Below are 24,371 nucleotides of genomic sequence, written 5' to 3'. Positions count from 1 at the left end.
TCAGCAACACTGACTGTATGCGGACTACTGCACAACGTACGAGCCCGGCTCGCGGCTTGCTCGCGGCCGTGGCCATCGCGGGACTGCTCATGGCGGGTTGCGCCGACAACGGTAACGGCGACGAGGAGGCCGGGACGGGAAACCCCAACGGCTCCGAGGCCGAGGCCGTCAGCCACAGCGGCGTGCTCGCCGCTGTGGAGTCGGCGGACGACGCCTACACCTACGACACGGAGCTGGCTCCGGAAGGTGCCGAGCTCGGAGTGGAGGTGGACGAAGGTGACACCACGTCGGTGACACTGTCTGTGCGGGGGCTGGTTCCGGACCGCGCCTACGCGGCACATGCGCACTCCGAGCCGTGCGGTGCCGATGGATCCGACGCCGGACCCCACTTCCAGCACGAGGTCGATCCGAACCAGCCGTCCACGGACCCGGACTACGCCAACCCGGACAACGAGATCTGGCTGGACTTCGCCACAGACGGGGCCGGCGACGCCGAGGTCACCGCGGAGGTGCCGTTCGGATTCGCCGAGCGTGCTCCGGCCTCGGTCGTGGTGCACGCCGAAGCCGAGACCGCTACCGAGGAGGGCGAGGCAGGCGCCGCCGGGGACCGCCTGGCCTGCCTGACCGCACCGTTCGACAGCTCCGGCCAGTAACCCACCCCGCGGGTGGGAGCCGAATGTGACCCCGGGCGTCTTCTAGGAACCCGCTGTCACATTCGGCTCCCACCGCAGGTGCACGGGAGACGGGCGGATTCGTGCGATCCTGGACGTGGGCCCCGGTGCGATCCCCACAGGGACGCGCGCCGAGCCAGGTCTACTGCCAGTCGGCCATGAGCCGCGAACCGGCCATGAGGAGGTGCGGGTGCAGGACGAACTGAACGCCGCGACGCGGGATCGGATCCGCCGGGCACCCAAGGTGGTGCTGCACGATCACCTGGATGGTGGCGTGCGTCCGGAGACGGTGGTCGAGCTCGCAGGCGAGACCGGGTACCACAAGCTCCCCACCACCGACGCGGGCGAGCTCGGTGAATGGTTCGTGAACGCCGCCGACTCGGGGTCGCTCGAGCGCTACCTGGAGACGTTCGGTCACACCGTCGGTGTGATGCAGTCCGCGGACGCGCTGGCACGCGTCGCTGCCGAGTGCGCGGAGGATCTCGCCGCGGACGGAGTCGTCTACGCCGAGGTGCGTTACGCGCCCGAGCTGTTCCTGGAGTCGGGGCTCACGCTGCCCGAGGTGGTGGAGGCTGTCCAGGAGGGGTTCCGCGAGGGCGAGCGCCGTACCGCTGCCTCCGGCAGGCGGATCCGGATGGGTACGCTGCTGTGCGCGATGCGCCAGAACGCGCGCTCGGGGGAGATCGCCGAGCTGGCCGTACGGTACCGGGACGAGGGTGTGCTGGGATTCGACATCGCAGGCCCGGAGGCCGGGTTCCCCCCGACAAGGAACCTGGACACCTTCGAGTACCTGCGCAGGCAGAACGCGCACTTCACGATCCACGCGGGCGAGGCTTTCGGTCTCCCGTCGATCTGGGAGGCGATCCAGCGATGCGGCGCGGAGCGCCTGGGGCACGGCGTGCGGATCGTGGACGACATCACCGTCTCGGACTCCGGAAGCGTGCGCCTCGGCAGGCTGGCCTCCTACGTGCGGGACCTGCGTATCCCCCTGGAGATGTGCCCGACCTCCAACGTGCAGACGGGCGCGGCTCCCTCGATCTCCGAGCACCCGATCCGGCTGTTGCGCAGCCTGTACTTCCGCGTCACCGTCAACACCGACAACCGGCTCATGGGCGGGACGTGCATGAGCCGCGAGTTCACCGAGCTCGTGGACGCCTTCGGCTACACGCTCGACGACCTGCAGTGGTTCACGGTCAACGCGATGAAGTCGGCGTTCCTCCCGTTCGACCAGCGCCTCGCCCTGATCAACGATGTCATCAAGCCCGGCTACGCCGCATTGCGAGCGGAGCGGCTGTTCACCCAGGTCGCCGCGGAGAACCCGGCGTAGCCGCGTACACGTCCGCGTCCGTAGGCGCGGCCAGGGCCTCGGCGACCCACTCGGACCGGGCGTACGCTCGCGCGACACGTGCCCACCATGCGAGCGCGGATGCGACGTCGCCGTCGAGCGGTGCCGGTTCCGTCCCGGGTGACTCGTGGCCGGCAGGAGCAGCGGATTGCTCGGCCCGGACTGCGCTGCGCAGCTCGGTGGCGGCGACGATCGCGGAGCGTTCCTGCTCGTCCAGATGCCTGGTCAGCAGGCGGGCTCGTTCCCGCGCGTCGGGGTCGATGTAGGGGCGCAACGCCAGCCGCGCGTCGGACAGCTCGATGATGCGGCGGTACACGCGAAAGTGCAGCTCGCCGGGGGCGAACCTGCGTAATGCTCTGGCGGTCGAGTGCTCGAGGACGAGCTCCGGGTGCCGACCGGCCACGATCGACTGCCACAGCGAGCGTAGGCGCCGGTAGCGGGCGTAACGCCGGAGATGGTCGATGCCGTGGACGAACCGGGGACCCCAGGACGGCAAGGTCAGTCCCAGCATGATCAGCAACGCCCCGCTGCCCGCGATGAGTCGCAGAAGCGTCTCCGGGTACGCCGTGTCCCTGCCGAACCAGGCGCCGACGAGGGTGCCGAGCCGGTACACGCAGTAGGCGAGCACGAGTGTGGATCCGGCTGCCGCCAACCGTAACCCGTGCGCCACCAGCGGACGGTCGGTCAGGCGCGCGTACCGCCATCCGAGCCTGGCGATGGCGAGCATGGCGATGCCGAGTGCTGCCAGGTAGATCAGCAGGCAGGCCGCGTAGCCGAGGTTCCCGGCGCTGCCGCGGGAGAACGAGTGGTCGTGTGGGCCAGGGTGTGCAGCGAGGAAGAGCGCGGTCATCAGGACAACGACCCCGGCAAGCGCGATGAGCCGGTTGCGGACGGCCCCGCGGGCGTCTTCGGCGGTTCTGGTCCACAGCAGCAGCATGACCTGCGCGGACGTGCTGAACGCGACCACGCAGACGAGGGTGAGCAGGACTCCGAAGTTGACAGACGCGAGCTGGTGGTCGAGCCACACCCGTAACGGTGGGATGGACGCGGTGAGCACCATGCCCATCAGGGCCAAGGTCACGCACACCGCGGTCACGGTGGGGTCGCGGAGCCTGCGCGTCGCGGAGAGCTTGTATCCTGCCGCGACCCAGGCGCCGGCGGCGCACAGCGAGTACAGGGCCGTCGTCACGGCCGGTACCTCACCGGAGTTTGCAGGGATCGCTCGATCCGCGCGGCGATCCTGGCGTCGTCCTCCGCGGAGAGCGGGACCCTGCGGTCCGGCTTCGCCTTCGCCCGCGAGTCCTTGCGGGCCCTGTGCAGGATCAATGAGGCCATCAACTCGGCCTCGAGTTCCTGCTCCTGCGTGTAGTGGCTACGGGAGAGGACGCTGTGCACCATGTCGCCGTCGAGGTGTGGCAGGAGCCGCTCGGCCGTGTCCGCGCGCAGTACGGAGGTCGCGCTGTGCGCGCAGGCGATGTGGCTGAGCTCGTGGAGGACGATGTGCTCCTGATGGAGCGGGTCGGTCGCCGACTGGTAGATCACGTAGTCGGTCGTCGCGGTGCACAGCCACATCCCGCAGGGGCCGGGTGGGGAGAGCTCGAGGGCAAGCAGGCGGATGGGACGACCCGTCCGTTCGCTCAGGCTCGCGCAGAACCTGTCGAGGTCGAAGGGATCCGGTAGCTCCAGCTCTCGCAGTCGCTTCCGGCATCGCCGCTTCAGTCCGTCCCTGTTCACCTGGGGCTGTCCCATACTGCTCGTCGTCCTGGGTCCCGCGGGCACGCGCGCGGAACGTGACGCTGACGTCGTCCCTGCTTCATTGTCGGGAATCGTCCTCGCGGGGCAAACCCTCCAGCTCCCGGACACGGTTGATCACGTCGATGATCGAGTCCAGGCTGCGCTCGGACAGCCCTGCGGCACGCAGCGCGACGTGGTGGACTCCCGCGTTCTTCAGCGCGGTGAGTGCCTCCAGCTCGGCGGCGACGTCCGCGGCGATCGCGTCGTCGAAGAAGTAGGCCGCGGGAACCCCGAAGAACGTGGCGAGGGCTTCGAGGTGCTTCATCGTAGGGTTGTCCCGATGCCCCTTCCGCAGCATCCAGATGTAGGTGGCCGAGATGGACGTCGAGGCCTGCTCGGTGATTGCGGCGGCGGCCTCCTCGTTGCTGTACGGGCCGCGGCCCGCGGGGTGCACCGTGGCGAACAGGTGATTGATGCGATCTGCCAGTGTTCCGAGCTCCCCTGCGGACATGCCACAACCTCCGTTACGAATTTCAACTGATGTAAAGAGGATACATGGATGTACATCACATCGGTTGACGCTGCGCCAGTTGCCTCGATAGGTTCCGATGGTGACAGCAACTCATGTGAATGCGCCACGTCGGAGCGCATTCTGAGGTGTGTCTCGCATGGCTAGGCAGTCTGGGGGTCTGCCTAGCCATTCGCCGTTTCGCTGCCGTTGTGACGGGGCGTTCGGCGCGCGCTCAGCCGTAGCGGGACCCGGCGGTTTCTCGGGGCCGGTGGCGTGCGCCGTGCGAGTGGTGCGCCGTGCCCCGCCCCGCGCGCGATCATTACTCATGTGGTGCTGGACAGGGGGAGGCATGGGGCGGTAACGTACTAAGCGGTTGCTTAGCCTGTCATGGGTTGAGCTGTCGGACAGCGATTCTGTTGGAGGCAACCGTGACCCAATCACGTACCGCCATCGTCACCGGCGCCGCGCGCGGCATCGGCGCGGCGATCGCCGTACGGCTGGCGCAGGACGGTTTCGCCGTCGGTGTCGTCGACCTGGACGAGTCCAGCTGCACGGAGACGATCGCGGCGATCACCTCGGCCGGTGGCCGGGCCATCGCGGTCGGCGCGGACGTCAGCTCCTCAGCGGACGTCGAAGCGGCCGTGCGACGGGTGACCGAGGAGCTCGGCGCGCCAACGGTGCTGGTGAACAACGCCGGCATCACCAGGGACAACCTGCTGTTCAAGATGAGCGACGAGGACTGGGACGCGGTGATGGGCGTGCACCTGCGGGGCTCGTTCCTGATGAGCAGGGCCGTGCAGGCTCACCAGACCGAGGCGGGCTGGGGGCGCGTGGTGAACCTCTCCAGCGTGTCCGCGCTCGGCAACAGGGGGCAGGCGAACTACTCCACGGCGAAGGCGGGGCTGCAGGGGTTCACCAAGACGCTCGCTGTCGAGCTCGGCAAGTTCGGCGTCACGGCCAACGCCATCGCGCCCGGCTTCATCGAGAGCGAGATGACCGCGGCCACGGCCGAACGTGTGGGCGTGCCGTACGAGGACTTCAAGAAGGGGGCGGCCGAGCAGATACCTGTGCGCAGGGTCGGGCAGCCGTCCGATATCGCGGCCACGGTGTCGTTCCTGGTCAGCGAGGAGGCCGGGTTCATCTCGGGTCAAGTCATCTACATCGCAGGCGGACCGAGGGACTGAGCTGATGAGCGAATCCGTTGCCGACACCGTCGAGCTCGACGCCGAGGGGCTACGTTCCCGGACGCGCGAGTTCCTGGCATCGAACGACCCCGCGACGACCGATCGCGGGGAGTTCCTGCGCGCCCGGTTCGACGCGGGCCTCGCGTGGGTGCACTACCCGGAGGGGCTCGGCGGGCTCGGTGCCCCGCGTGCACTGCAGCCGGTCGTCGATGCCGAGCTCGAAGCCGCGGGTGCTCCGGACAACGAGCCTTCCAGGATCGGTATCGGGCTGGGTATGGCCGCTCCGACGATTCTGGCTTTCGGAACCGAAGAGCAGAAGCAGGGTTTCCTGCGACCCTTGTGGACCGGGGAGGAGGTGTGGTGCCAGCTGTTCAGCGAGCCCGGCGCCGGATCCGACCTCGCGTCGGTGGGTACGCGGGCGGAGCGCAAGGGTGATGGCTGGCGTGTGACCGGTCAGAAGGTCTGGACATCGAGCGCGCACAACGCCAGGTGGGCGATCTTGCTGGCGCGGACGGATCCCGACGCGCCGAAGCACAAGGGAATGAGCTACTTCGTCTGCGACATGACCGACCCCGGTGTCGAGGTGCGACCGCTACGCCAGATCACCGGGGAGGCGGAGTTCAACGAGGTCTTCCTCAGCGATGCGTGGATCCCGGACTCCAACCGCCTCGGCGAGGTCGGCGAGGGGTGGCGTGTCGCCCAGACGACACTGATGAACGAGCGGGTGGCCATCGGCGGCAGGCCGATGCCCCGCGAGGGCGGTATGTCGGGTGTCGTCGCCGACACATGGCGAAAGCGTCCGGAGGGTGCTGACGCGGCGACCTATGACCGGCTCATGGCGCTGTGGGTCGAGGCGGAGGCCTTGCGCCTGGCAGGCAAGCGCCTGGGACAGCAGCTCGCGGCCGGTTCTCCAGGGCCGGAAGGGTCTGCGATGAAGCTCGGCTTCGCTCGGCTGTCCCAGGAGCTGTCCGGGCTGGAGCTGGAGCTGCTCGGGCAGGAGGGCCTGCGGTACGACGACTGGAGCCTGCGTCGCCCGGAAACGGTCAACTTCACCGGGCGAACTGCCGGGTACCGCTACCTCAGGGCGAAGGGTAACTCGATCGAGGGGGGAACCTCCGAGGTACTGCGCAACATCATCGCCGAGCGCGTGCTCGGATTGCCAGCGGAGGCGCGCGCCGACAAGGACGTGCCATGGAAGGATCTGCCGCGATGAGCCCGAACCTGCTTTACAGTACGGAAGAACAGGACCTGCGTGCCAGCGTACGGGACCTGCTCACGGACCGGTGTCCGCCCGAGCGCGTTCTCGAGCTCTGCGAGGAAGGAGGGACCGGGGACCCCGCGTTGTGGCACACGTTGGCCACCCAGCTCGGGGCAACCTCGCTGAACGTCCCGGACGAGCTCGGTGGCCAGGGCGCGAGTGTGCGGGAGGTCGCGGTCGTGGCTGAGGAGCTCGGTCGGTTCGTGGCCCCTGTGCCGTTCCTCGGTAGCGCCGTGTTGGCCACCAGCGCGCTGCTCGGATGCCGGGCAGGTGAGCACCGCGATGCCGTACTCGCCGAGGTGGCGGCCGGCAACCGGACCGCTACGCTGGTGGTCCCGCTGTCGTCGTGTGTCGGTGGGTCCTTTCCCACCGCGGTGCGCGCCAGAGAGGGGAGACTGTCCGGATCGGTCCGTACTGTCGCCGAAGGCGCGGGTGCCGACTGCCTGATCGTTCCCGCCGGTGGAGCGGAAGGTCCGGAGCTGTACGTCGTCGACGCCACGGAAAGCGGGGTCACGGTCGACGCGGTCACGTCCTTCGACATCACGAGGCCGGTGTCCGATGTGGATCTCGAGGACGTGGCAGGAGTACGGATCGCGGGCCCGGATCTGGCGGCGACGGTGCTGGAGGACGCGGTCCGCACCGGCGCAGGCGTCCTCGCCTCCGAGCAGGTCGGTGTGGCCGAGTGGTGCCTGGACAGTACCGTCGAGTACCTCAAGCAGAGGTACCAGTTCGGCCGGGCGTTGGCGTCGTACCAGGCGCTCAAACACCGGCTCGCCGACCTGTGGTACGAGCTGGTCGTGGCGCGGGCGGCGGCGCGGTACGCGGCCGACCAGCTGGCGACAGCGGGCGACGACGCTCCCGTCGCCGTCGGCGTGGCCCAGTCGTTGTGCGCCCGCGTGGCACGGCACGCGGCGGAGGAGTGCGTCCAGCTGCACGGTGGGATCGGCATGACCTGGGAGCACCCGGCGCATCTCTACCTGAAGCGTGCCAAGGCCGATGAGATCGCGCTGGGAAGCCCGAGCGCGCATCACGGCGTCCTCGGGCCCCTCGTGGACTTGCATCCGGCTCCATGACCGAGCAGTCCCCGCTCGACCTGTGGCCCGACGTCCAGCCCGACGCCGCGCGCAGGCTGATGGCCGCTGCCGTCGAGTCCTTCGCCGAACGTGGCTATCACGCGACGACCACGCGGGACATCGCGACAGCTGCCGGGATGAGTCCCGCCGCGCTCTACGTGCACTTTCCCTCGAAGGCGGCGTTGCTGTTCGCCATCAGTAGGACCGGACACGAGAAGGCACTCGCGCTGGTGCGCTCGGTGGCGCAGCGGCCGGAGCCACCGGTGGTGCGGATGCGCGAGCTGGTGCAGGAGTTCGTCGCCTGGCACGCCCGCCGTCATCTGGTCGCCCGGGTGGTGCAGTACGAGCTGACCGCGTTACCGCCTGAGGAGTTCGAGGTCGTCGCCGGGCTGCGACGGGAGACCGAGCGCGTGGTACGCGAGGTGATCACGGAGGGACAGTCGTCCGGTGACTTCCGCGTCGACGACGTGAAGGCAGCAGCACGTGCCGTGCTGTCACTGAGTATCGATGTCGCGCGCTGGTACACGCATTCCACCGGTCCGGATCCCGGTGAACTCGCGCGCGCGTACGCGGGGCTCGTATCGCGCATGCTCGGCGCCGACTGACGCCGGCCCCACACGTGCTCCGGGGCCGACCCCGGGGAGTGCGGGCGCCTCGCCCGTGATGACTCCGCGATGGTGGCGGGGTGTGGCGGCTAGGTCAGGCTGCTGGGGTCGGCCGGGACGTCGACGGCGTGCTCCCGGAGCGCCTCCAGTGGGACGACGTCGAGCGCCTTGGCGTGTGTCGCCGCGAGTACCACGGGAGGCGCGGCGCCGGCTTCGTAGGCTTGTAACCAGCGAGCGGCGCATACGCACCAGCGGTCGCCCGGCTCGAGCCCCTGGAAGCCGAACTCGGGGCGTGGCGTGGACAGGTCGTTGTCCGCCGAGTGCTGGTTGGCGAGGAAATCCGCGGTGACCACGGCACATACCGAGTGGTTACCGAGGTCCTCCTCGCCGGTGTTGCAGCACCCGTCCCGGTAGAAACCGGTCACCGGGTCGGTACCGCAGACCTCGAGTTCGCCGCCCAGCACATTGCGATCGGTGGTCATACTCTGATTCTCGCACGAGCACGGCTGTTCATCAGCCGTGCTCGTGCGAGGGACTCACTCCTGGCCGAGCCAGGTCCGCACCACGTCCTGGTTCTCCTCGACCCACTTCTCGCCTGCCTCGGCGACCGTGGTGAGCTCGCCTGCGTCGTACGGGTTGAGTACGGTCCTGGTGCTGTCCGGCTGTTCGGCCGAGGGCCCGCTCCAGATGCCGTCGATGTAGAGATCCTTCATCCGGTTCGTCGTCCCAATCGCTGTTCACACTTTTGATGCTGGTGCCGCGAGGCGCAAGCTGCGTACAAGCGTACTTAGAATGTGTACTGGTGTCCACATCAGGTGGGCGGCCAGGAACGGAGCCTTCGTGTGATCATGAAAAGGCGGAGGGCACGGTTGGTACAGCGCGAAGGGGGTACTCGGCGGTCATGACGACAAGCAGAGCGGCCGGTGGCGACGGGGAGGCAGGTGCCTCATCGCCGGGGCGTGCGCAGGGCAGGCGCGGGCCGAACGACCCGGACCGGCGAAACCGCATCGCCAGGGCGGCTATCACGGTGGTGGCCGAGCAGGGCATCGACGCGCTGACGCACCGCCGCGTCGCGGCGCAGGCGGGAGTTCCGCTCGGGTCGACGACCTATCACTTCGCGACGATGGACGACCTGGTCGCCGTCGCCCTCGAGCAGGCAGCAGAGGGCAGCATCACGCAGCTGCGCGAGTGGGAACGGTCCCTCGACTCCGGCGTCGACCTCGCGGACGCGCTGGCCGACTTCGTGGTCCGTTCGCTCACCGAGCATCGGGAGCACACGATCGTCGAGTACAACCTGTACGCGCTCGCGCTGCACCGGCCGCACCTGCGCAAGGCCGCCGCGGATTGGGACAACGCCATGGCGGAGCTGTTCGGATCACGCACCGATCCGATGACCGGGCGCATGATCGCCGCGCTGTTCTGCGGGCTGCTGATGCAAGCCGTGCTGGTGGACGAGACACCGGAGCACGGCGAGATCGCGACGCTGTTCCGCCGCGCGTTGAGCGGGACCGGTTGAGCGGGCGGTCGAGCGAGCCCCTCCGCACCCGCTCGACCGCCCGCTGACATCTACACGGTCGTACCGCCTCCGGGGTTACCGCTGGCCGGGCAGGTCGTCGACCTGCTTCCAGTTGGCCAGCTGGAAGAACTCGCGGCTCTTCCTGGCGATCAGCGGCGACAGCAGGAGCAGACCGATCAGGTTCGGCAGTGCCATCAACCCGTTGAGGATGTCCGCGATCGTCCACACCGTGGTGAGCTCGGTGACGGCTCCGACGAAGATGATGAGAACGAACACCACGCGGTACGGCGTCACCAGGCCGCGCCCGAACAGCCGGTCCATGCACCGCTCGCCGTAGTACGACCAGCTGAGCAGGGTGGAGAAGGCGAAGAAGACCACGCCGACGGAGACGATGAGACCGCCCCAGTCGCCGGGCAGGCCGTCACGGAATGCCTCTGAGGTCAGCGGGGCACCGGTCAGCGCCTCGCCCTCGGAGTCCACAGTCGTCCACGCTCCGGTGACCACGATGGTCAGGCCGGTGAAGGTGACGACGACGAGCGTGTCCAGGAATGTCTGCGTCATCGAGACGAGGGCCTGCCGTACCGGGTTCGTGGTCTGCGCGGCGGCCGCCGCGATGCCACCGGTACCGAGACCGGACTCGTTCGAGAAGATCCCCCTGGCCACACCCCAGCGCAGCGCGGCGAGGAACCCGACACCGACGAAGCCGCCGGTCGCGGCGGTCCCGGTGAAGGCGTCGGTGAAGATGGTTGCCAGCGCGCCGGGGAGCTCGCCGACGTTGAACAGCAGCACGCCGGTGGCGCCGAGCACGTAGATGATCGCCATGAAGGGGACGAACGCTGCGGTGAACCGGCCGATGCTGCGGATGCCGCCGAGGATCACAGCGGCCGCGGCGAGCATCAGCACGAGCCCGCTGATCCAGAATGGAATGTCCCACTCGGCGTTCAGGGCGTCGGCGAGGCTGTTGGCCTGCACCATGTTGCCGATCCCGAATGCGGCGACCGCGCCGAACACGGCGAAGGAAACTCCGAGGATCTTGCCGAAGTTGTTCCTGATGCCCTCGCTGAGGTAGAACATCGGCCCGCCGCTCTGCTCTCCCTTGGCGTCCACGCGGCGGAAGCGCACGCCCAGGAAAGCCTCGGCGTACTTGGTGGCCATGCCGACGAGCCCGGTGATCCACATCCAGAACAGGGCGCCCGGACCACCGAGTGCGATCGCCGTACCCACGCCCGCGATGTTCCCGACGCCGATCGTGGCGGCCAGTGCCACGGTGAGCGCCTGGTAGTGGCTGATGTCGCCCTCGGCGCCGCGCTCCTTACGCTTGACCAGCGCCAGCCAGAACGCGTACCCGAACCGGTGGAACTGCACGCCACGAAGGACGATGGTCAGGTAGAGGCCGGTGAGCAGGAGCAGGGGGACCAGTAACCACGGGCCCCAGATGAACTCGGATGCGTTCCCGAGCCATTCGTCCACCGTGTCCATTCGCGCCTCCTCGTAGACCTTGCCTCGACTGATGTCCGACCGCCTACCGGCACCCGGGCACCCGGGACGATCGGACGATAGCCGTCGAGGGGCGCCGAAGGACAGGGCCGCTATCGAAGTGTGATGCACGGCAGGGCACCCCGAGTGGTGACCGCGGAGCGGTCATCCCGCAGTCGAGCCTCCGTGCGGCTTCGCGTGTCGCCGCCGGCCGTCGCGAGGTTTCAGAGCTCGGCGACGGCAGCGGGCAGTGCGGTGGCGACGTTCCCGGTCACGCGCACGTCGGCCACCTCGTCGTAGGGAGTCGGGCCCTGTGTGACGACAGCGATCCGGCCACCGCTGTCCCGCGTGAGCGCGGGTAGCTCGGCGACAGGATAGACCTCGAGGGAGGAGCCGACACAGAGCAACAGGTCGGCCCGGGCAGCCAGGTCGCGTGCCCGTTCCATGGCCGCGGCGGGCAGGAGCTCGCCGAACAGCACGACATCCGGTTTGACCTTGCCGGAACAGCTGGTACACGTCGCGATACCGTGCTCGCCGAACAGCGACGCGGTCTCGTCGAGAGTCCACGTGGCACCGCACCCCGTACAGCTGGACGTGCCGATCGAGCCGTGCACCTCGACGACCCCCGTACTGCCTGCCGCCTGGTGGAGCCCGTCGATGTTCTGGGTGATCACCGCATCGCACCGGCCGCGCCGCTCCAGCTCGACAAGCGCCTCGTGTGCGGGGTTGGGCCGCTTCTGCCGGACCATGTCCAGGCGTGGCCGGTAGAAGTCCCAGAACCCCTTGGTGTTGCGGTGGAAGGCATCGATGGTGGCCACGTCCATCGGGTCGACGGTGTTCCACAGCCCGCTCTCCGGACTGCGAAAGTCCGGGATACCCGACGGTACAGACACTCCCGCTCCGGTGAGCGCCACGACCCGCTCGCTGCTCGCGAGTAGCGACGCGAGGGCGGTGACATCCGGCTCGTGCTCGTCGCCGGCTTCGCCGGTCCCGGCAGCCCTGTGGTCGTCGGCAGGGTCGTTGGAGTCCGCGCGCATGCTCATCACTCTCGATGCTAGCGGCGCTCACGGTGCGAGCAACGGAACGAGGTACCCCGCGCCAATAGCGGCGACGACCACGGTGAGGGTGTAGCAGGCGAGTAACCCGGCACGCATCAGCCTGCTGAGGACCGTCGGTTCGGGCAGGTTGACACCTGCCGAGGTCAGTACCAGCGCGACGGTCGCGCCGAGGGACATCCCACTGTCGTGGAGCGCTGAGGCGATGGGCAGGAATGCCTCGGTGGAGACGTAGAAGGGCGTGCCGAGTGCCAATCCCGCTGCCACCACGAACAGCAGCGCCATCAGCTCGAGCTACAGGAGGGCGAGCCCGTGGAACGACCCGGTCATCGGGTAGCTCGGCGAGGCAGTCCGGGTTGATCCGGACACGGGTTGTGGTGCGCACGTGCTCGACGCGGACGAACTCGAGGGCAGCCAGCTTGCGGAGGTGTGCGGACACGGTGGACTGCCCGACCCCGGAGACAGCGACGATCTCGCCGACCGTCATCGGTCCCGACGCCGTGACGACAGCATGGAGGATCTGCAGCCCGGTGGCATCGGACAGGCAGGCGAACCAGCGCGCTTAGGCCTCAGCGCGAACCCGGTCGAGCCCCCCTCGCCTCCCTTAATCGACAATCGACAATTATCGATTAATTGTGTAACCACATGCGCACGCCGTCGATACGGCGCGGCAGGCGCCGGGTCAATGGCAGGATGCACGGGATGACGGAACGGAACGCGGCACTGACCTACGAGTCCTACCTCGCGCTGCCGGAGATCCTCGGCGCGCAACGGCCGAGGTCCCACGAGCACGACGAGATGCTGTTCATCGTGATCCACCAGGTGTACGAGCTGTGGTTCAAGCAGCTGTTGCACGAGCTGGCGCATCTGAGGTCGCGCCTGGAGACGGGCGACACCGCGCACTCAATCCGGACGTTACGCAGGGCACTGACGATCCTCAAGGTCGTCGTGGCCCAGATCGACGTGCTGGAGACGATGACACCCAGCCAGTTCGCCGGGTTCCGGGCACGGCTGGATGCGGCGAGCGGCTTCGAGTCCGCGCAGTTCCGCGAGCTGGAGGCCGTACTCGGCAGGCGTGATCGGCAGGTGTTCGAGCACTACCCGCCGGAGAGCGGTGCCCGGCAGCGGATCGCGGAGGCGATGGAGAACCCGTCGCTGTTCGACTCGTTCCTCGGCTACCTGGCACGCCACGACTACCCGGTTCCGGAGGAGGCGTTGCGGCGCGACGTGCGCCTACCATGGGAACCTTCCGAGGAGGTGCAGGACGTGCTGTTGCGTGTCTATGCCGATGACGGCGGTGCGGCCACCATCTGCGAGCACCTCGTCGACCTCGACGAAGGCCAGCAGGAGTGGCGCTACCGGCACGTGATGATGGTGCAGCGCACGATCGGGGACAAGCAGGGGACAGGGGGATCCTCCGGAGCGTCCTACCTGCGCTCCACCGTGGGCGTGCCGGCGTTTCCGGACCTGTGGGCGGTGCGGAGCAGGCTGTGAACGAACACGCACCCGTGCCGGGCGGACTCCGGCTGGCGGACCTGCGGGCCGGCCCGAACGCGCTGGCGCAGCACTACTCGCGGTTCGACGTGGCCAACCGGCTCCCGCTGACGGGGCACTCCCACCAGGCGTGGCCCGACGTGGCGATCGATGGGCAGCTCGCGGCGTTCACCGATGCCGCTGCCGAGCTCGACGGGAAGTGGGATCGCGCTGCGGACAAGGCCGAGGAGGTGCGGGACGGTTACCGCGCGCTGCTCGGCGATCCCGACGGGGAGCTCGCTCTGGGAGCGAGCACGCACGAGCTGCTCGTGCGGTTCCTCTCCGGCCTCGACCTGTGCGGCAGGCGCAGGCTGGTCACCACCGACGGGGAGTTCCACACCGTGCGCAGGCAGCTCGACCGTCTGGCCGAGGCCGGAGTCGAGGTGGTGCGCGTGCCTGCCGAGCCTGCGGACACGCTCGCCGAGCGGCTTGCCGCCGAGGTGGACGGGCGCGCCGCGGCCGTGCTCGTGTCGGCCGTGTTGTTCGAGACGGCACGGATCGTGCCGGGGCTGGACGGGCTCGCCGAGTCGTGCGCGCGATGGGACGCCGAGCTGCTCGTCGATGCCTACCACGCCCTCGGAGTGGTCGGGATGCCGATTCACGAGCAGGGGCTCGGCGCGGCCTGGATCGTGGGCGGGGGGTACAAGTACCTCCAGCTCGGCGAGGGCAACTGTTTCCTGCGCCTTCCCCGGCACGCCGACCGGTTCCGCCCTGTCGTCACCGGGTGGTTCAGCGAGTTCTCCGCGCGTTCCCAGCGGCCCGGGGCAGGCGAGGTGGCCTACGGCAGCGGCGCCGCGCGGTTCGCGGGCGCGACGTACGACCCGACCAGCCATTACCGTGCGGCAAGCGTGTTCGAGTTCTTCCGCGCGCAAGGCCTGACTCCCGCGTTCCTGCGCGAGGTCTCGTTACACCAGAACAGTGTCCTCGCCGACGCCTTCGACGAGCTGGCCTTGCCGCCCGAGCTGGTCACCCGCGACCGGACCCGCCCCCGGTCGGACTACGCCGGCTTCCTCGCGCTCCGCTGCGCGGAAGCCTCGGCGGTGCGCGCCTCGCTCGCGCGATACGGGGTGTACACCGATCACCGCGGCGACTACCTGCGGTTCGGCCCCGCCCCGTACCTGTCGGACCGGCAGCTGCGCGACGCCATGGCGGCGCTCGGCGAGGTCCTGCGGGTCGGGCGGGGGACAGGCGGGGTCACGTTGCCGAAGTCCCGAGGGAACGGCTGAGGGGCTCTGCGGTCAGGCTCACCTGCCACGGCCGCGCGCCCCCTGCCCGCAGGGCCGTCGCCGTGCCGTCCATCCCGATGTCGGCGGGCGGCTCCCAGCAGAGCTTGCGCACCAGATCCGGCTGCACCAGGTTCTCGACCGGCAGCTCGTGCCGCTCGGCCACCTCGGTCAGCGCTGCCCGTGCCGCGGTGAGCCGGGCCGCGGCGTCGGGGTCGCGGTCACCCCACTTGTTCGGCGGCGGCGGGTCGGAGCTGTTGCGCGTGAGAAGCGGCAGCTCGTGCTCGCCGGACGTGCGGGCGACGTTGATCCGTCGCAGCCACGTACCGGCATGCCTCCGCTGGTGCTGGCCACCGAACCCGGGTAGCGCGACCACCTCCTCGACGCTGCCGGGGATCGCCTGGGCCGCCGCGATGATCGCCTTGTCCGGAAGGACCCTTCCCGGGGCGCGGTCACGCTTGCGGGCCTGTGCGTCGCGGGCGTTCCAGAGCTCACGCACCACAGCGAGCCCTCGCCGGGTGCGTACCTTGTGGATGCCGGAGGTGCGCCGCCACGGCTCGCTGCGAGGGGCGGCCGGGGGCGCCTGCCGGACCGCGTCGAACTCCTCCTCGGCCCAGACCATCTTCCCGTCCCTGCTGAGAACCTCGGCCAGCGACCGCCGCAGTGGCAGCAGCAGCTCGACGTCCAGTGCGGCGTAGTTGAGCCAGGCCCGCGGCAGGGGACGGGTGGACCAGTCGGCGGCGCCGTGGCCCTTGGCCAGCTGGAAACCCAGTAGCTGCTCGACGAGCGTGCCCAGGCCCACGCGCGGGAACCCGGCAAGGCGCGCGGCGAGCTCGGTGTCGAACAGCGCCGCGGGATGGAGGTCGAGCTCGGCAAGGCACGGCAGGTCCTGGGATGCGGCGTGCAGTACCCACTCGGTCCCGGCCAGTACCGTGGCCAGGGGCTCCAGTGCCCCGTCGAGGGCGACGGGATCGATCAGGTGGGTGCCTGACCCGTGGCGGCGAACCTGAACCAGGTACGCCCGCTGCCAGTAGCGGTACCCGGAAGCCCTCTCGGTGTCGATCGCGACCGGCCCGCTGCCGGCGGCAACCGCGTCACAGGCGCGTTGCAGCCCGGCACGGTCCTCGATCACCGGTGGCGTGCCCTCGGCAGGCTCGGTCAGGGCGGTGAGTCCCCCGGACCGTGCCGTATCCGCGGGGTCGTCGGTCACCGTGTCGTCCTTGGCGGTGCTCACATCCCGCAGACTACGGGACGGGCGCGGGTCGTGCCCGTCCCGTAGTCCGCGGGTAACCGGTTGGCTAGCCAGTGGGCTAGCCGGTTGGCACAGCCCGGCCCGTGCGGGTCGGGACCACGCCAACCGGTCCGTGCGTGACCCGCAGGCTCAGCGGATAACGCCCGCGCGCATGGCCAACGCGACCATTTGCGCCCGGTCGCCGGTGCCGAGCTTCCTGCCGATGCGCGACAGGTGAGACTTCACCGTGAGCGCTGACAGGCTCAGCTCGTCGCCGATTTCCTTGTTGGACTTGCCGTCCGCGACGAGCTGGAGTACCTGCACCTCTCGGGAGGACAGCTCCCTCGGGGTGTTGTCGGTACTCGGGACCCGCGTTCCGGTAGCCAGCACCGGAGCGACACCGGGGTCGGCGTATACGCCACCCTCGAGAACCCGGCGTACCCCGTCCGTCACGGCGACCGGTGATGCCGACTTGAGCAAGTACGCCTGAGCACCCGCTTGGAATGCGGCACGCACCGCGTACGGATCGTCCGAGGACGCGAGTACGACGATGCGCGGCCAGTTGTGATGGCGTAGCTCGGCGACGAGCTCGATACCACTGCCGTCCGGCAATCCGAGGTCGAGGATCGCGAGGTCGCACGGCCCGGTGGCCGATGCCCGCAGTCTCGCCTCGGCCACCGAAGCGGCCTCGTGGACGGTACCTGCTCCCATCTGTGCTAGTCGTGCGGAAATCGCCTCTCTCAGCAGCGGGTGGTCATCGACCACCAGTACCGAGAACAGCTCCTCCCGCGGATGCGGAACCATGCTTGCTGGCAACGCGCCAGCTGGCGTGGAACGGACGGCCTGAGTGAAGCCGACGGCAGCCACGTCACTACCTCCCTGGAGTCGGTCGTGCCCCCCGACCGGCACCGGCACCCTCGGTCGATAACCGCGCCAGCTGTCGACCGAAAGTGGTGTCGTAGAGAGCACTGTAACCGCCTGAGAGGGTCAGTGGGGCGATCGAACGGGTAAGTATTCGGGTGAATTGATTACCTTATGGCATCAACGTAACACCATGGGGCGACAGAAGCGTTGGCAGTTAACGTATCTTTCGGCTCATGCGATTCCTCTATATTGGGGGTTTGCTTCAACGGACCGGAGTAGTGTTCGGCGGCGCATCACCGCCGGCACGTAGTGTGGACGGCCCGGTGGTGCGCGGGGATCACCCACGCCTGTGACACAGCGTGGTACTCGCCGGTTGCCGCGGTCCATGACGGGGATGCGGAGTGGCCGCGCGCGAAGCGTCGGTGCGTCGCGGGGCGGCCCGGCGGTCGGGTGGTGAGCGAGCGCGGGTGTGGCGCGGCTCAGGAGCCCTGACGCTGGCCGAACAGCGTGACCCCGACCGGTGGCAGGCCCGCGACACTGGCCATCAGCTGGCAGAACGCCTCACCGTGCGCGCGTAGCTCGGTACTCGCCGGTGTCCACGATGCGCGCAGCTCGAGGTCGTCGGCCTGGGACGGACCGCCGATGTCGCCGAACCGCGTGGAGGACGTCTTCGTCACCGTGCCACCGAGCGCGAGGTAGTCGGCGCCGGTCGCCTCGAGGGCGTCGGTCAACCACGACCATCCCACCGCCGCGAGGGCCGGATCGCCTGCCAGCTCCTGGTCGAGCTCGGCGCGCACGTAGGTCACCAGGCGCAGTACCCCGTCCCAGGACTCGTGACCGTCGGGGTCGTGCAGCAGCACGACCCTGCCCGAGGCGAGCACGTCGGCCGGACCGGTGACCTCGCAACCCAAGGCGTACGACCACGGGGCGAGCCGCTGCGGCGGTCGCATCGGTTCGAGAACGACCTCGGCGCGTGACTGCACCGCGCACAGTGCGGCCACCGCTTCCTGGAACGCCTGCGGCGCGTGGCTCATCGCGGTCACATACCCGACTGTAGGACGCGTGAACCGGGTGCGGAGACCAGCCACGCCGGGCGGTGCCCATCCGGTTCAGGTCCGATGACGGCGGTACGGGGCATCGTGGGATCATGCATTCCTGATGTCCTCCAGCACTGAACCGCTCGGCGCCCCCCGGCAGCCGACACTGGGCGCCGACACGCGCCGTGACCTCTCGGACGCCCCCTTCCTTCTGGCTGCGCGCGGCAGGCGGCCGTTGCGGCTGCCCGTGTGGTTCATGCGGCAGGCCGGCCGCTCGTTACCCGAGTACCGGCGGTTGCGCGCCGGAGTCGACATGCTCGGCGCGTGCTTCGACGCCGATCTGCTCACCGAGATCACCCTGCAGCCGGTCCGCAGGCACGGGGTCGATGCCGCGATCCTGTTCAGCGACATCGTCGTGCCGCTGCGTGCCGCCGGTGTGGACGTCGAGATCTCCTCCGGCGTCGGTCCCGTCGTGCGCTCGCCGGTGCGTACCCGGAGTGACGTGGATCAGTTGCCCGAGCTGCATACCGAGCAGGTCGACCCGGTCGCGGGCGGGGTGCGCGCGTTGGTCGGCGCGCTCGGCGACACACCGCTGATCGGGTTCGCGGGCGCGCCGTTCACGCTGGCCTCCTACCTCGTCGAGGGCGGCCCGAGCAAGAACCACGAGCGGACCAAGGCGCTGATGCACGCCGATCCGGAGCTGTGGCACCGCCTGATGGACAAGCTCGCCGTCATGGCCGTCACGTTCCTGCGCGCCCAACTCGCCGCGGGAGCCGACGCCGTGCAGCTGTTCGACTCCTGGGCCGGGGCGCTGTCGGAGCGCGACTACCGCCGGTTCGTGCTGCCGCACTCGTCGAAGGTCTTCGCCGGTATCGCCGATGCCGGCGTGCCGGGTATCCACTTCGGTGTCGGTACCGGCGAGCTGTTGCCTGCCATGCGCCAGGCCGGTGCCGACGTCGTGGGGGTCGACTGGCGGGTACCGCTCGACGATGCGGCACGGCGGATGAGTCCGGGCGGCGAGGACCCCCCTGTCGTACAGGGCAACCTCGACCCCGCCCTGCTGCTCGCCTCCTGGCCGGTCGTCGAGGACGAGGTGCGCAGGATCGTGGAGGAGGGGCGTGCCGCCGCCGGGCACGTGTTCAACCTGGGACACGGTGTCCTGCCCGATGCCGACCCGACGGTGCTGACCCGCATCGTCGAGCTCGTGCACGGGTTGCGGCCCTGACCCACCGGCTGATGAACGGCAGGTCATTGTTGGCGTGCAGGCGGTGACAGGACCCGAGTGCAGAGCGGTCGACGTAGGGGAGCGACATGAGAATCGCGGTGGTCGGCGGTGGGATCGCCGGGCTGACCGCGGCGTACCGGCTGCGCACCCTGCTCGGTGACAGCGTGCGGATCACCGTGCTGGAGGCCGGCCCGCACGCGGGCGGCAAGGTGCGCACCGCCGAGCTGTCCGGGCTACCGGTGGACGCCGGAGCCGAGGCGTTCCTTGTGCGCAGGCCCGAGGCGCTCGACCTGGTGGACGAGCTCGGCCTGCGCGGGCGGCTGGTCCACCCGGGGGGCGCGCGCCCGCGTATCCGGGCCGGGGCGCGTACCGTGCCGCTACCCGCGCCCACCGTTCTCGGCATACCCGGCTCGCCGGACGTGGTCGCTGAGGCGTTGTCGCCGGAGGGGCGCGCCGCGGTACGCGCCGAGAACGAGCTTCCGCAGCTCGCGCCGCCGAGGGGGGACGTCTCGCTGGGTGCGTTGCTCCGCGAGCGGTTCGGCGACGAGCTCGTCGACCGCGTGGTCGACCCGCTGCTGGGCGGGGTGTACGCGGGCGGAGCCGAGGGGCTCGGGCTGCGTGCGGTGCTTCCCGAGCTGGCCAGGCAGCTCGATGCCGGGGCCGGGTCGCTGACCAGTGCCGCCGCGGCGCTGCTGCCGGCGGAGACCGCTCGGGACCCGGTGTTCGGCACGCTGCACGGCGGCCTGTCCGTACTGGTGCGCGAGCTGGCGACGCGGTCAGCAGCCGACATCAGGTACGGCGAGCCCGCGAGCAGGTTGCGGGCCGCCCCGGTGTCGGGCTGGCGAGTCGGACTCGGGGCCACGGGCGCGGAGCTGGAGGTGGACGGCGTCGTGCTTGCTGTGCCCGCCCCGGTGGCCAGTGAGCTGCTCGCCGAGGAGGCCGGGGATGCGGCACGCGCCTTCGCCGAGGTGGAGCTGGCGTCGATGGCCGTGGTGCAGCTCGCCTTCCCGCCGGGCACCGAGCTGCCAGACGCCTCGGGTGTGCTGATCGCCACGGGGGAGCGCCATACGGGCGGCGGTGAGTTCACGGCCAAGGCGTTCACCTTCCTGTCCCGCAAGTGGCCACATTACGCCGAGCGCGCCCCCGAGCACGGCACGCTCGTGCGCGGTTCGGTGGGGCGGTTCGGGGACCACGGTTCGTTGCAGGCAGCCGATGCGGAGCTGGTCGGGCGGGTGCGTGCCGACCTGGCGGAGGTCGCGGGCGTGGCAGCCGAGCCGGCGGCCTCGGCCGTGTATCGCTGGAACGACGCGCTCCCGCAGTACGGCGTTGGCCACACCGCGCGGGTGGACCGCATCGACCGTGCCGTGGCCGGGCTACCCGGGCTCGCGGTCGCCGGGGCGGCCCTGCGCGGCGTCGGCGTGCCCGCCTGCATCGGCTCCGGTGACGTCGCCGCACGCGAGGTGGCCCGCCTGCTGACGGGCGGGTCACCGGCGATGGAGGACCCCGCTGGCGAACAGGGTCCCCGATGACCAGGAAGCTCGCCGTGCGGGCAGAATCGGGTTATGACGGGTGAGACGAACGCTGCGCGGATCCGCGAGCTGAACGACACGATCCGGTACACCATGTGGTCGGTGTTCCGGGCCGACCCCGACAGGCTTCCGGACGATCGCGACCAGGCGGGCGCCGGGACCCAGGAGTACCTGGACGCGCTGGCCGCCAAGGACGTCACCGTCCGCGGCGTGTACGACGTATCCGGCATGCGAGCGGACGCGGACTTCATGATCTGGTGGCACGCCCCCGAGATCGAACGGCTCCAGGATGCCTACAGCGGGTTCCGGAAGACACCTCTCGGGCGTGCGTCGGTCCCGGTGTGGAGCCAGGCTGCCCTGCACCGACCCGCGGAGTTCAACAAGAGCCACATCCCGGCGTTCCTCGCGGGGGAGGAACCGCGCAAGTACCTGTGCGTGTACCCGTTCGTGCGTTCCTACGAGTGGTACCTGCTTCCGGATGAGGAGCGGCGTCACATGCTGGCCGAGCACGGCCAGCAGGCGCGGGACTACCCGGACGTCCGGGCGAACACGGTGCCGGCCTTCGCGCTCGGCGACTACGAGTGGATGCTCGCCTTCGAGGCAGACGACCTGTACCGCATCGTCGACCTGATGCGGACGTTGCGGGGAAGCTCGGCCCGCAGGCACGTGCGCGAGGAAGTGCCGTTCTACACCGGCACGAGGGTCGCCGCAGCGGAACTGGTCGCCACCCTCCCGTGACGGGCAGCCGTCGCGGCGGGAGCTAACTCAACCGTCGGCACGCGGGCGCAGGGTCAGCGCCACGGAGTTGATGCAGTACCGCTGGTCGGTGGGAGTGTCGTAGCCTTCACCGGTGAACACGTGGCCAAGATGGCTGTGGCAGGTGGCGCACTGCACCTCGACCCGCACCATGCCCAGGCTGCGATCCTCGCGCAGCAGCACGGCGTCTGACCGGGCGGGATCGAAGAAGGACGGCCAGCCGCAGTGGCTGTGGAACTTGGTGTCGCTGGTGAACAACTCGGCACCGCAGGCACGGCACGAGTAGACGCCTTCCGTGGTGGTGTCGGTGTACTGCCCGGAGAAGGGCTGTTCGGTGCCTGCCTCACGAAGGATGTGGTACTCGGTGGCGGAGAGTTCCTCGCGCCACTGCTGCTCACTCTTGGCGACCCGGGGCGTCGCCGGTGTTTCCTGCTCCATATATGCACCCTATCCCGTCAACCACGCGGCGAGTCCGCCTGCGAACTGCCAGGTGGCAGCGAGAATACCGAGCAGTATCAGGGTCACGACCAGCGCCACGACGTACCGGCGCGGCCCGCCGAGCTTGGTGCTCGACTCCGCGAAGTCCGCGACCCCCTGCAATGAGCCCTCGATGGTGAAGCTTGGTCCACTGCGTTCCATCTTGTCGAGATGCTCGGCGAACGCCCGCGCTTCCTGGTCGTCCGGATCCAGACCGATCAGATCGGCGGAGAACCGGGGGTGCTCGGCCGGGTGATCCTGGCTCATGCCGTCCACAGTAAGTCACGTGGCACGGTGCGCGCACTGCCGAGAGCGGCCCGGTGAGCCTGCCGCCCGCGCTACCGGGTGTCCGAGTCGATCTGCAGCTCGCCGTCGATCTTGACGATACGCAGCTCCCGGCTTTCCGTGCGTTCCTGGCCACCCTCGATGAAGGTGACATCGGCGGAGATGGTGACCGAGCCGTCCTCGTTCGGGCTCGCTCGCGCATTCTGCGCGTAAACCTGGTCGTAGCCCTGCCAGTACTGGTCGAAGCCGCGCTTGCCGTCGAAGGCGCCCTGACCTGCGGCGGTGAGCATGTCCCAGGAGGCGTCGATCTCGCTGGGCAACGTGTAGTAGTCCACGACGAGCTCGCCTGCGGCGCCCCAGTCGTCGACGGACCTCTCGGTGCCGGTCGGCTCCTCCGTGTCGCCGGTATCGTCCTGCGGCTCCGACCCGACCTCGGGATTCTCGGCAGGGGAGCCGGTGGCATCGCCCGGATCGTCGTCCGGGTTGATGAGCAGGACGAGCGCGAGCACCAGCAAGGCGAGGAACCCGGCCCCGCCGAGTAGCAGCGCACGGTTACCTGTGGCGCCCGCGGACCGGGTGGTCCCGGACCGGCCGGGCGATCCCGTATGCGGCCTGCTCGGTGCCTGGCCCGCGGAACGCTCGTCGCTGCTCGCCGGCTCGAACGTGGCCGTGCTCGCGGGGGACGGATGTGCCGATGTCGCGGCGAGCGTCGGTTGCTGTCGCGTGGCCGGAGGCTGTGAAGAAGGCCCTGCGGAGCTCGCCGACGGCTCTGCCATGGCGGAGCCGTCGGCCGGTGGCCTCGCAGGCAGCACCGGCGGGGGTGGCGCCGGGACACCGCCACCCGAGGCGATCGCGGCGAGCCGTTCACTGGCCTGCTGCATCGTGGCACGCTCCTCCGGAGCGACGCGCAGCAAGGACATCAGCAGCGCCGTCGCAGGCCCGGACCGGGTCGGTGGGTTGACCTTCCCGCTGGCCGCGGTGTGTAGCAGTGCGAGCTGGTTCGAGCCGCTTCCGTATGGAGACTGCCCCTCGAGGGCGTGGTAGAGGGTGGCGCCGAGCGCGAAGACGTCCGAGGCGGCACTCGGGTCACCGCCCCTGGCCAGCTCGGGAGCGAGGTAACCAGCGGTGCCTGCGACCAGGCCGGTCTGCGTGAGTGTGATGTCGCCGTGTGCGCGGGAGATGCCGAAGTCGGTCAGCTTGGCGACACCGGTGTCGTCGATGAGGATGTTCCCGGGCTTGACGTCACGGTGCACGATGCCCGCGCGGTGCGCGGCGACCAGGGCGGCGGCGACCTGCTCGCCGATGCGGGCTGCCGTGGCGACCGGCACGGTGCCCTCCTCGGCAAGGACATCCGAGAGGCTTCGAGACGGCAGGTACTCCATGACCAGGCAGGGGTCGCCGTCGTGTTCGGTGATGTCGTACACGGCAATGGCGTTCGGGTGCTGCAGCCGCGCTGCGATCTTCGCCTCGCGCATCGCTCGCTTGTGCAGCGCGTCCCGGTCGGCTTCGGACAGGCCGTGCTGGCTGACGACCCTCTTGACGGCCACCGAACGTTCGAGGCGCACGTCGACCGCGCGCCAGACGACACCCATCGCGCCGGAACCGACATGCTCGGCCAGGCGGTAGTGCCCTGCGATCAGCTGCCCGGTTTCGATGGTGCTCGCTCCTGGAGACGTTGCCTGCACGGCTGTGGTCCTGTGCGGCTGGGGTAGCGAACCGCCCGCACCAACCGTGCGACGGGGGCGGACGCGAAAGAATCCGCCACACTTACCGGATCGAGTGT

General features: G+C 69.6%; 26 protein-coding genes and 1 pseudogene. 12 read left to right on the top strand and 15 right to left on the bottom strand.

Annotated elements, in window-relative coordinates; genetic code table 11:
- Positions 1 to 17 precede the first annotated feature (17 nt).
- Together CHB84_RS09750 and CHB84_RS09745 are read left to right on the top strand one after the other, a co-directional pair.
- Positions 18 to 653 (top strand): superoxide dismutase family protein, encoded by a 636-nt coding sequence (locus CHB84_RS09750; protein ID WP_245818649.1) that lies wholly within the window; start codon positions 18 to 20, stop codon positions 651 to 653.
- A gap of 208 nt (positions 654 to 861) precedes the next feature.
- The gene (locus tag CHB84_RS09745) at positions 862 to 1,998 is read left to right on the top strand and encodes an adenosine deaminase (RefSeq protein ID WP_089301204.1); all 1,137 of its coding nucleotides are present in this window, start codon (positions 862 to 864) and stop codon (positions 1,996 to 1,998) included.
- Here CHB84_RS09745 and CHB84_RS09740 read toward each other — a convergent pair.
- From CHB84_RS09740 to CHB84_RS09730, 3 genes are all read right to left on the bottom strand, one after another.
- Positions 1,967 to 3,205 carry an MAB_1171c family putative transporter gene (locus CHB84_RS09740; RefSeq protein WP_089301203.1) on the bottom strand — a complete coding sequence of 413 codons (1,239 nt, stop codon included), beginning with the start codon at positions 3,203 to 3,205 and terminating at the stop codon, positions 1,967 to 1,969. The two genes, CHB84_RS09745 and CHB84_RS09740, sit on opposite strands and share 32 nt — an antisense overlap.
- Positions 3,202 to 3,765: a hypothetical protein gene (locus tag CHB84_RS09735; RefSeq protein WP_141134633.1), complete on the bottom strand. Its 564-nt coding sequence runs from the start codon at positions 3,763 to 3,765 to the stop codon at positions 3,202 to 3,204. The genes CHB84_RS09740 and CHB84_RS09735 overlap by 4 nt, the downstream gene beginning before the upstream one ends.
- A 64-nt stretch (positions 3,766 to 3,829) precedes the next feature.
- A complete protein-coding gene (locus CHB84_RS09730) occupies positions 3,830 to 4,261 on the bottom strand; it encodes a hypothetical protein (RefSeq protein WP_089301201.1) in 432 nt (143 codons plus the stop codon).
- Between the two features lie 428 nt (positions 4,262 to 4,689).
- Between CHB84_RS09730 and fabG the strand changes: the two genes are divergently transcribed.
- From fabG to CHB84_RS09710, 4 genes are read left to right on the top strand one after another with little or no spacing between them, the layout of a single operon-like run.
- Positions 4,690 to 5,445 (top strand): 3-oxoacyl-ACP reductase FabG, encoded by a 756-nt coding sequence (gene fabG / locus CHB84_RS09725; protein ID WP_089301200.1) that lies wholly within the window; start codon positions 4,690 to 4,692, stop codon positions 5,443 to 5,445.
- A 4-nt stretch (positions 5,446 to 5,449) separates the two neighbouring features.
- On the top strand, positions 5,450 to 6,658 hold the full coding sequence (locus tag CHB84_RS09720) for an acyl-CoA dehydrogenase family protein (RefSeq protein ID WP_089301199.1): 1,209 nt from the start codon (positions 5,450 to 5,452) through the stop codon (positions 6,656 to 6,658).
- A complete protein-coding gene (locus CHB84_RS09715) occupies positions 6,637 to 7,776 on the top strand; it encodes an acyl-CoA dehydrogenase family protein (RefSeq protein ID WP_245818648.1) in 1,140 nt (379 codons plus the stop codon). The genes CHB84_RS09720 and CHB84_RS09715 overlap by 22 nt, the downstream gene beginning before the upstream one ends.
- Positions 7,773 to 8,381 (top strand): TetR/AcrR family transcriptional regulator, encoded by a 609-nt coding sequence (locus CHB84_RS09710; RefSeq protein ID WP_089301197.1) that lies wholly within the window; start codon positions 7,773 to 7,775, stop codon positions 8,379 to 8,381. Before CHB84_RS09715 ends, CHB84_RS09710 begins: the two co-directional genes overlap by 4 nt.
- Before the next feature lie 89 nt (positions 8,382 to 8,470).
- Here CHB84_RS09710 and CHB84_RS09705 read toward each other — a convergent pair whose 3' ends face one another.
- Together CHB84_RS09705 and CHB84_RS22860 are read right to left on the bottom strand one after the other, a co-directional pair.
- The gene (locus CHB84_RS09705; RefSeq protein ID WP_089301196.1) at positions 8,471 to 8,863 is read right to left on the bottom strand and encodes a DUF2237 family protein; all 393 of its coding nucleotides are present in this window, start codon (positions 8,861 to 8,863) and stop codon (positions 8,471 to 8,473) included.
- Between the two features lie 54 nt (positions 8,864 to 8,917).
- The gene (locus CHB84_RS22860; RefSeq protein ID WP_176439886.1) at positions 8,918 to 9,094 is read right to left on the bottom strand and encodes a hypothetical protein; all 177 of its coding nucleotides are present in this window, start codon (positions 9,092 to 9,094) and stop codon (positions 8,918 to 8,920) included.
- A 188-nt stretch (positions 9,095 to 9,282) separates the two neighbouring features.
- Here CHB84_RS22860 and CHB84_RS09700 point away from each other — a divergent pair, with 188 nt between their 5' ends.
- Positions 9,283 to 9,897 (top strand): TetR/AcrR family transcriptional regulator, encoded by a 615-nt coding sequence (locus CHB84_RS09700; protein ID WP_089301195.1) that lies wholly within the window; start codon positions 9,283 to 9,285, stop codon positions 9,895 to 9,897.
- A 75-nt stretch (positions 9,898 to 9,972) separates the two neighbouring features.
- Here the strand turns inward: CHB84_RS09700 and CHB84_RS09695 are convergent, their stop codons facing one another.
- The 4 genes and pseudogenes from CHB84_RS09695 to CHB84_RS24010 form a co-directional block, all read right to left on the bottom strand.
- Positions 9,973 to 11,367 carry an alanine/glycine:cation symporter family protein gene (locus CHB84_RS09695; RefSeq protein WP_217898511.1) on the bottom strand — a complete coding sequence of 465 codons (1,395 nt, stop codon included), beginning with the start codon at positions 11,365 to 11,367 and terminating at the stop codon, positions 9,973 to 9,975.
- 230 nt (positions 11,368 to 11,597) lie between these two features.
- Positions 11,598 to 12,416 carry an SIR2 family NAD-dependent protein deacylase gene (locus tag CHB84_RS09690; RefSeq protein WP_217898502.1) on the bottom strand — a complete coding sequence of 273 codons (819 nt, stop codon included), beginning with the start codon at positions 12,414 to 12,416 and terminating at the stop codon, positions 11,598 to 11,600.
- A gap of 21 nt (positions 12,417 to 12,437) precedes the next feature.
- Positions 12,438 to 12,713: a permease gene (locus CHB84_RS09685; RefSeq protein ID WP_089301193.1), complete on the bottom strand. Its 276-nt coding sequence runs from the start codon at positions 12,711 to 12,713 to the stop codon at positions 12,438 to 12,440.
- A 118-nt stretch (positions 12,714 to 12,831) separates the two neighbouring features.
- Positions 12,832 to 12,948: pseudogene (locus tag CHB84_RS24010) on the bottom strand (ArsR family transcriptional regulator); the annotation flags it as partial.
- Between the two features lie 182 nt (positions 12,949 to 13,130).
- Here CHB84_RS24010 and CHB84_RS09675 point away from each other — a divergent pair.
- Positions 13,131 to 13,922, top strand: coding sequence for a tryptophan 2,3-dioxygenase (locus CHB84_RS09675; protein ID WP_089301192.1), 792 nt, complete (start codon positions 13,131 to 13,133; stop codon positions 13,920 to 13,922).
- Positions 13,919 to 15,187: an aminotransferase class V-fold PLP-dependent enzyme gene (locus tag CHB84_RS09670; protein ID WP_245818647.1), complete on the top strand. Its 1,269-nt coding sequence runs from the start codon at positions 13,919 to 13,921 to the stop codon at positions 15,185 to 15,187. The genes CHB84_RS09675 and CHB84_RS09670 overlap by 4 nt, the downstream gene beginning before the upstream one ends.
- Here CHB84_RS09670 and CHB84_RS09665 read toward each other — a convergent pair.
- The 3 genes from CHB84_RS09665 to CHB84_RS09655 all read right to left on the bottom strand — a co-directional run bounded on the left by CHB84_RS09665 (position 15,156) and on the right by CHB84_RS09655 (position 18,322).
- Positions 15,156 to 16,418, bottom strand: a complete 1,263-nt coding sequence (locus CHB84_RS09665) for an HRDC domain-containing protein (RefSeq protein ID WP_425432292.1) — start codon at positions 16,416 to 16,418, stop codon at positions 15,156 to 15,158. The two genes, CHB84_RS09670 and CHB84_RS09665, sit on opposite strands and share 32 nt — an antisense overlap.
- Positions 16,419 to 16,565: 147 nt before the next feature.
- Positions 16,566 to 17,282, bottom strand: a complete 717-nt coding sequence (locus CHB84_RS09660; protein WP_089301191.1) for a response regulator — start codon at positions 17,280 to 17,282, stop codon at positions 16,566 to 16,568.
- 476 nt (positions 17,283 to 17,758) lie between these two features.
- Positions 17,759 to 18,322, bottom strand: coding sequence for a DUF3000 domain-containing protein (locus CHB84_RS09655; protein ID WP_176439885.1), 564 nt, complete (start codon positions 18,320 to 18,322; stop codon positions 17,759 to 17,761).
- Positions 18,323 to 18,437: 115 nt separating this feature from the next.
- Between CHB84_RS09655 and hemE the strand changes: the two genes are divergently transcribed.
- The 3 genes from hemE to hemQ all read left to right on the top strand — a co-directional run bounded on the left by hemE (position 18,438) and on the right by hemQ (position 21,808).
- Positions 18,438 to 19,541 carry a uroporphyrinogen decarboxylase gene (hemE, locus tag CHB84_RS09650; RefSeq protein WP_089301189.1) on the top strand — a complete coding sequence of 368 codons (1,104 nt, stop codon included), beginning with the start codon at positions 18,438 to 18,440 and terminating at the stop codon, positions 19,539 to 19,541.
- An 86-nt stretch (positions 19,542 to 19,627) separates the two neighbouring features.
- Positions 19,628 to 21,070, top strand: a complete 1,443-nt coding sequence (gene hemG, locus CHB84_RS09645; RefSeq protein ID WP_089301188.1) for a protoporphyrinogen oxidase — start codon at positions 19,628 to 19,630, stop codon at positions 21,068 to 21,070.
- 33 nt (positions 21,071 to 21,103) lie between these two features.
- Positions 21,104 to 21,808, top strand: coding sequence for a hydrogen peroxide-dependent heme synthase (hemQ, locus tag CHB84_RS09640; RefSeq protein ID WP_089301187.1), 705 nt, complete (start codon positions 21,104 to 21,106; stop codon positions 21,806 to 21,808).
- A gap of 27 nt (positions 21,809 to 21,835) precedes the next feature.
- Here hemQ and msrB read toward each other — a convergent pair whose 3' ends face one another.
- The 3 genes from msrB to CHB84_RS09625 form a co-directional block, all read right to left on the bottom strand.
- On the bottom strand, positions 21,836 to 22,264 hold the full coding sequence (gene msrB / locus CHB84_RS09635) for a peptide-methionine (R)-S-oxide reductase MsrB (protein WP_089301186.1): 429 nt from the start codon (positions 22,262 to 22,264) through the stop codon (positions 21,836 to 21,838).
- 9 nt (positions 22,265 to 22,273) lie between these two features.
- Entirely contained in the window at positions 22,274 to 22,570 is a 297-nt protein-coding gene (locus CHB84_RS09630) for a hypothetical protein (protein WP_089301257.1), read from the bottom strand.
- Positions 22,571 to 22,641: 71 nt separating this feature from the next.
- Positions 22,642 to 24,180, bottom strand: coding sequence for a serine/threonine-protein kinase (locus CHB84_RS09625; RefSeq protein WP_245818657.1), 1,539 nt, complete (start codon positions 24,178 to 24,180; stop codon positions 22,642 to 22,644).
- Positions 24,181 to 24,371 lie beyond the last annotated feature (191 nt).

It is taken from the genome of Haloechinothrix alba (assembly GCF_900188115.1).
GTDB classification, from domain to species: Bacteria; Actinomycetota; Actinomycetes; order Mycobacteriales; family Pseudonocardiaceae; genus Haloechinothrix; species Haloechinothrix alba.
The sequence above is the reverse complement of the archived record's forward strand: the minus strand, read 5'-3'. Positions and strand labels throughout refer to the sequence as shown.

Excerpts from the sequence above, each read along its gene's own strand:
- CHB84_RS09720 (WP_089301199.1), top strand. The coding sequence starts at position 5,450 with ATGAGCGAATCCGTTGCCGACACCGTCGAGCTCGACGCCGAGGGGCTA.
- CHB84_RS09675 (WP_089301192.1), top strand. The coding sequence starts at position 13,131 with ATGACGGAACGGAACGCGGCACTGACCTACGAGTCCTACCTCGCGCTG.
- msrB (WP_089301186.1), bottom strand. The coding sequence starts at position 22,264 with ATGGAGCAGGAAACACCGGCGACGCCCCGGGTCGCCAAGAGTGAGCAG.
- CHB84_RS09710 (WP_089301197.1), top strand. The coding sequence starts at position 7,773 with ATGACCGAGCAGTCCCCGCTCGACCTGTGGCCCGACGTCCAGCCCGAC.
- CHB84_RS09630 (WP_089301257.1), bottom strand. The coding sequence starts at position 22,570 with ATGAGCCAGGATCACCCGGCCGAGCACCCCCGGTTCTCCGCCGATCTG.
- CHB84_RS09735 (WP_141134633.1), bottom strand. The coding sequence starts at position 3,765 with ATGGGACAGCCCCAGGTGAACAGGGACGGACTGAAGCGGCGATGCCGG.
- hemE (WP_089301189.1), top strand. The coding sequence starts at position 18,438 with ATGTCCTCCAGCACTGAACCGCTCGGCGCCCCCCGGCAGCCGACACTG.
- CHB84_RS09705 (WP_089301196.1), bottom strand. The coding sequence starts at position 8,863 with ATGACCACCGATCGCAATGTGCTGGGCGGCGAACTCGAGGTCTGCGGT.
- CHB84_RS09685 (WP_089301193.1), bottom strand. The coding sequence starts at position 12,713 with ATGGCGCTGCTGTTCGTGGTGGCAGCGGGATTGGCACTCGGCACGCCC.
- hemQ (WP_089301187.1), top strand. The coding sequence starts at position 21,104 with ATGACGGGTGAGACGAACGCTGCGCGGATCCGCGAGCTGAACGACACG.
- CHB84_RS22860 (WP_176439886.1), bottom strand. The coding sequence starts at position 9,094 with ATGAAGGATCTCTACATCGACGGCATCTGGAGCGGGCCCTCGGCCGAA.
- hemG (WP_089301188.1), top strand. The coding sequence starts at position 19,628 with ATGAGAATCGCGGTGGTCGGCGGTGGGATCGCCGGGCTGACCGCGGCG.
- CHB84_RS09750 (WP_245818649.1), top strand. The coding sequence starts at position 18 with ATGCGGACTACTGCACAACGTACGAGCCCGGCTCGCGGCTTGCTCGCG.
- CHB84_RS09625 (WP_245818657.1), bottom strand. The coding sequence starts at position 24,180 with ATGGGTGTCGTCTGGCGCGCGGTCGACGTGCGCCTCGAACGTTCGGTG.
- CHB84_RS09730 (WP_089301201.1), bottom strand. The coding sequence starts at position 4,261 with ATGTCCGCAGGGGAGCTCGGAACACTGGCAGATCGCATCAATCACCTG.
- CHB84_RS09690 (WP_217898502.1), bottom strand. The coding sequence starts at position 12,416 with ATGAGCATGCGCGCGGACTCCAACGACCCTGCCGACGACCACAGGGCT.
- CHB84_RS09715 (WP_245818648.1), top strand. The coding sequence starts at position 6,637 with ATGGAAGGATCTGCCGCGATGAGCCCGAACCTGCTTTACAGTACGGAA.
- CHB84_RS09700 (WP_089301195.1), top strand. The coding sequence starts at position 9,283 with ATGACGACAAGCAGAGCGGCCGGTGGCGACGGGGAGGCAGGTGCCTCA.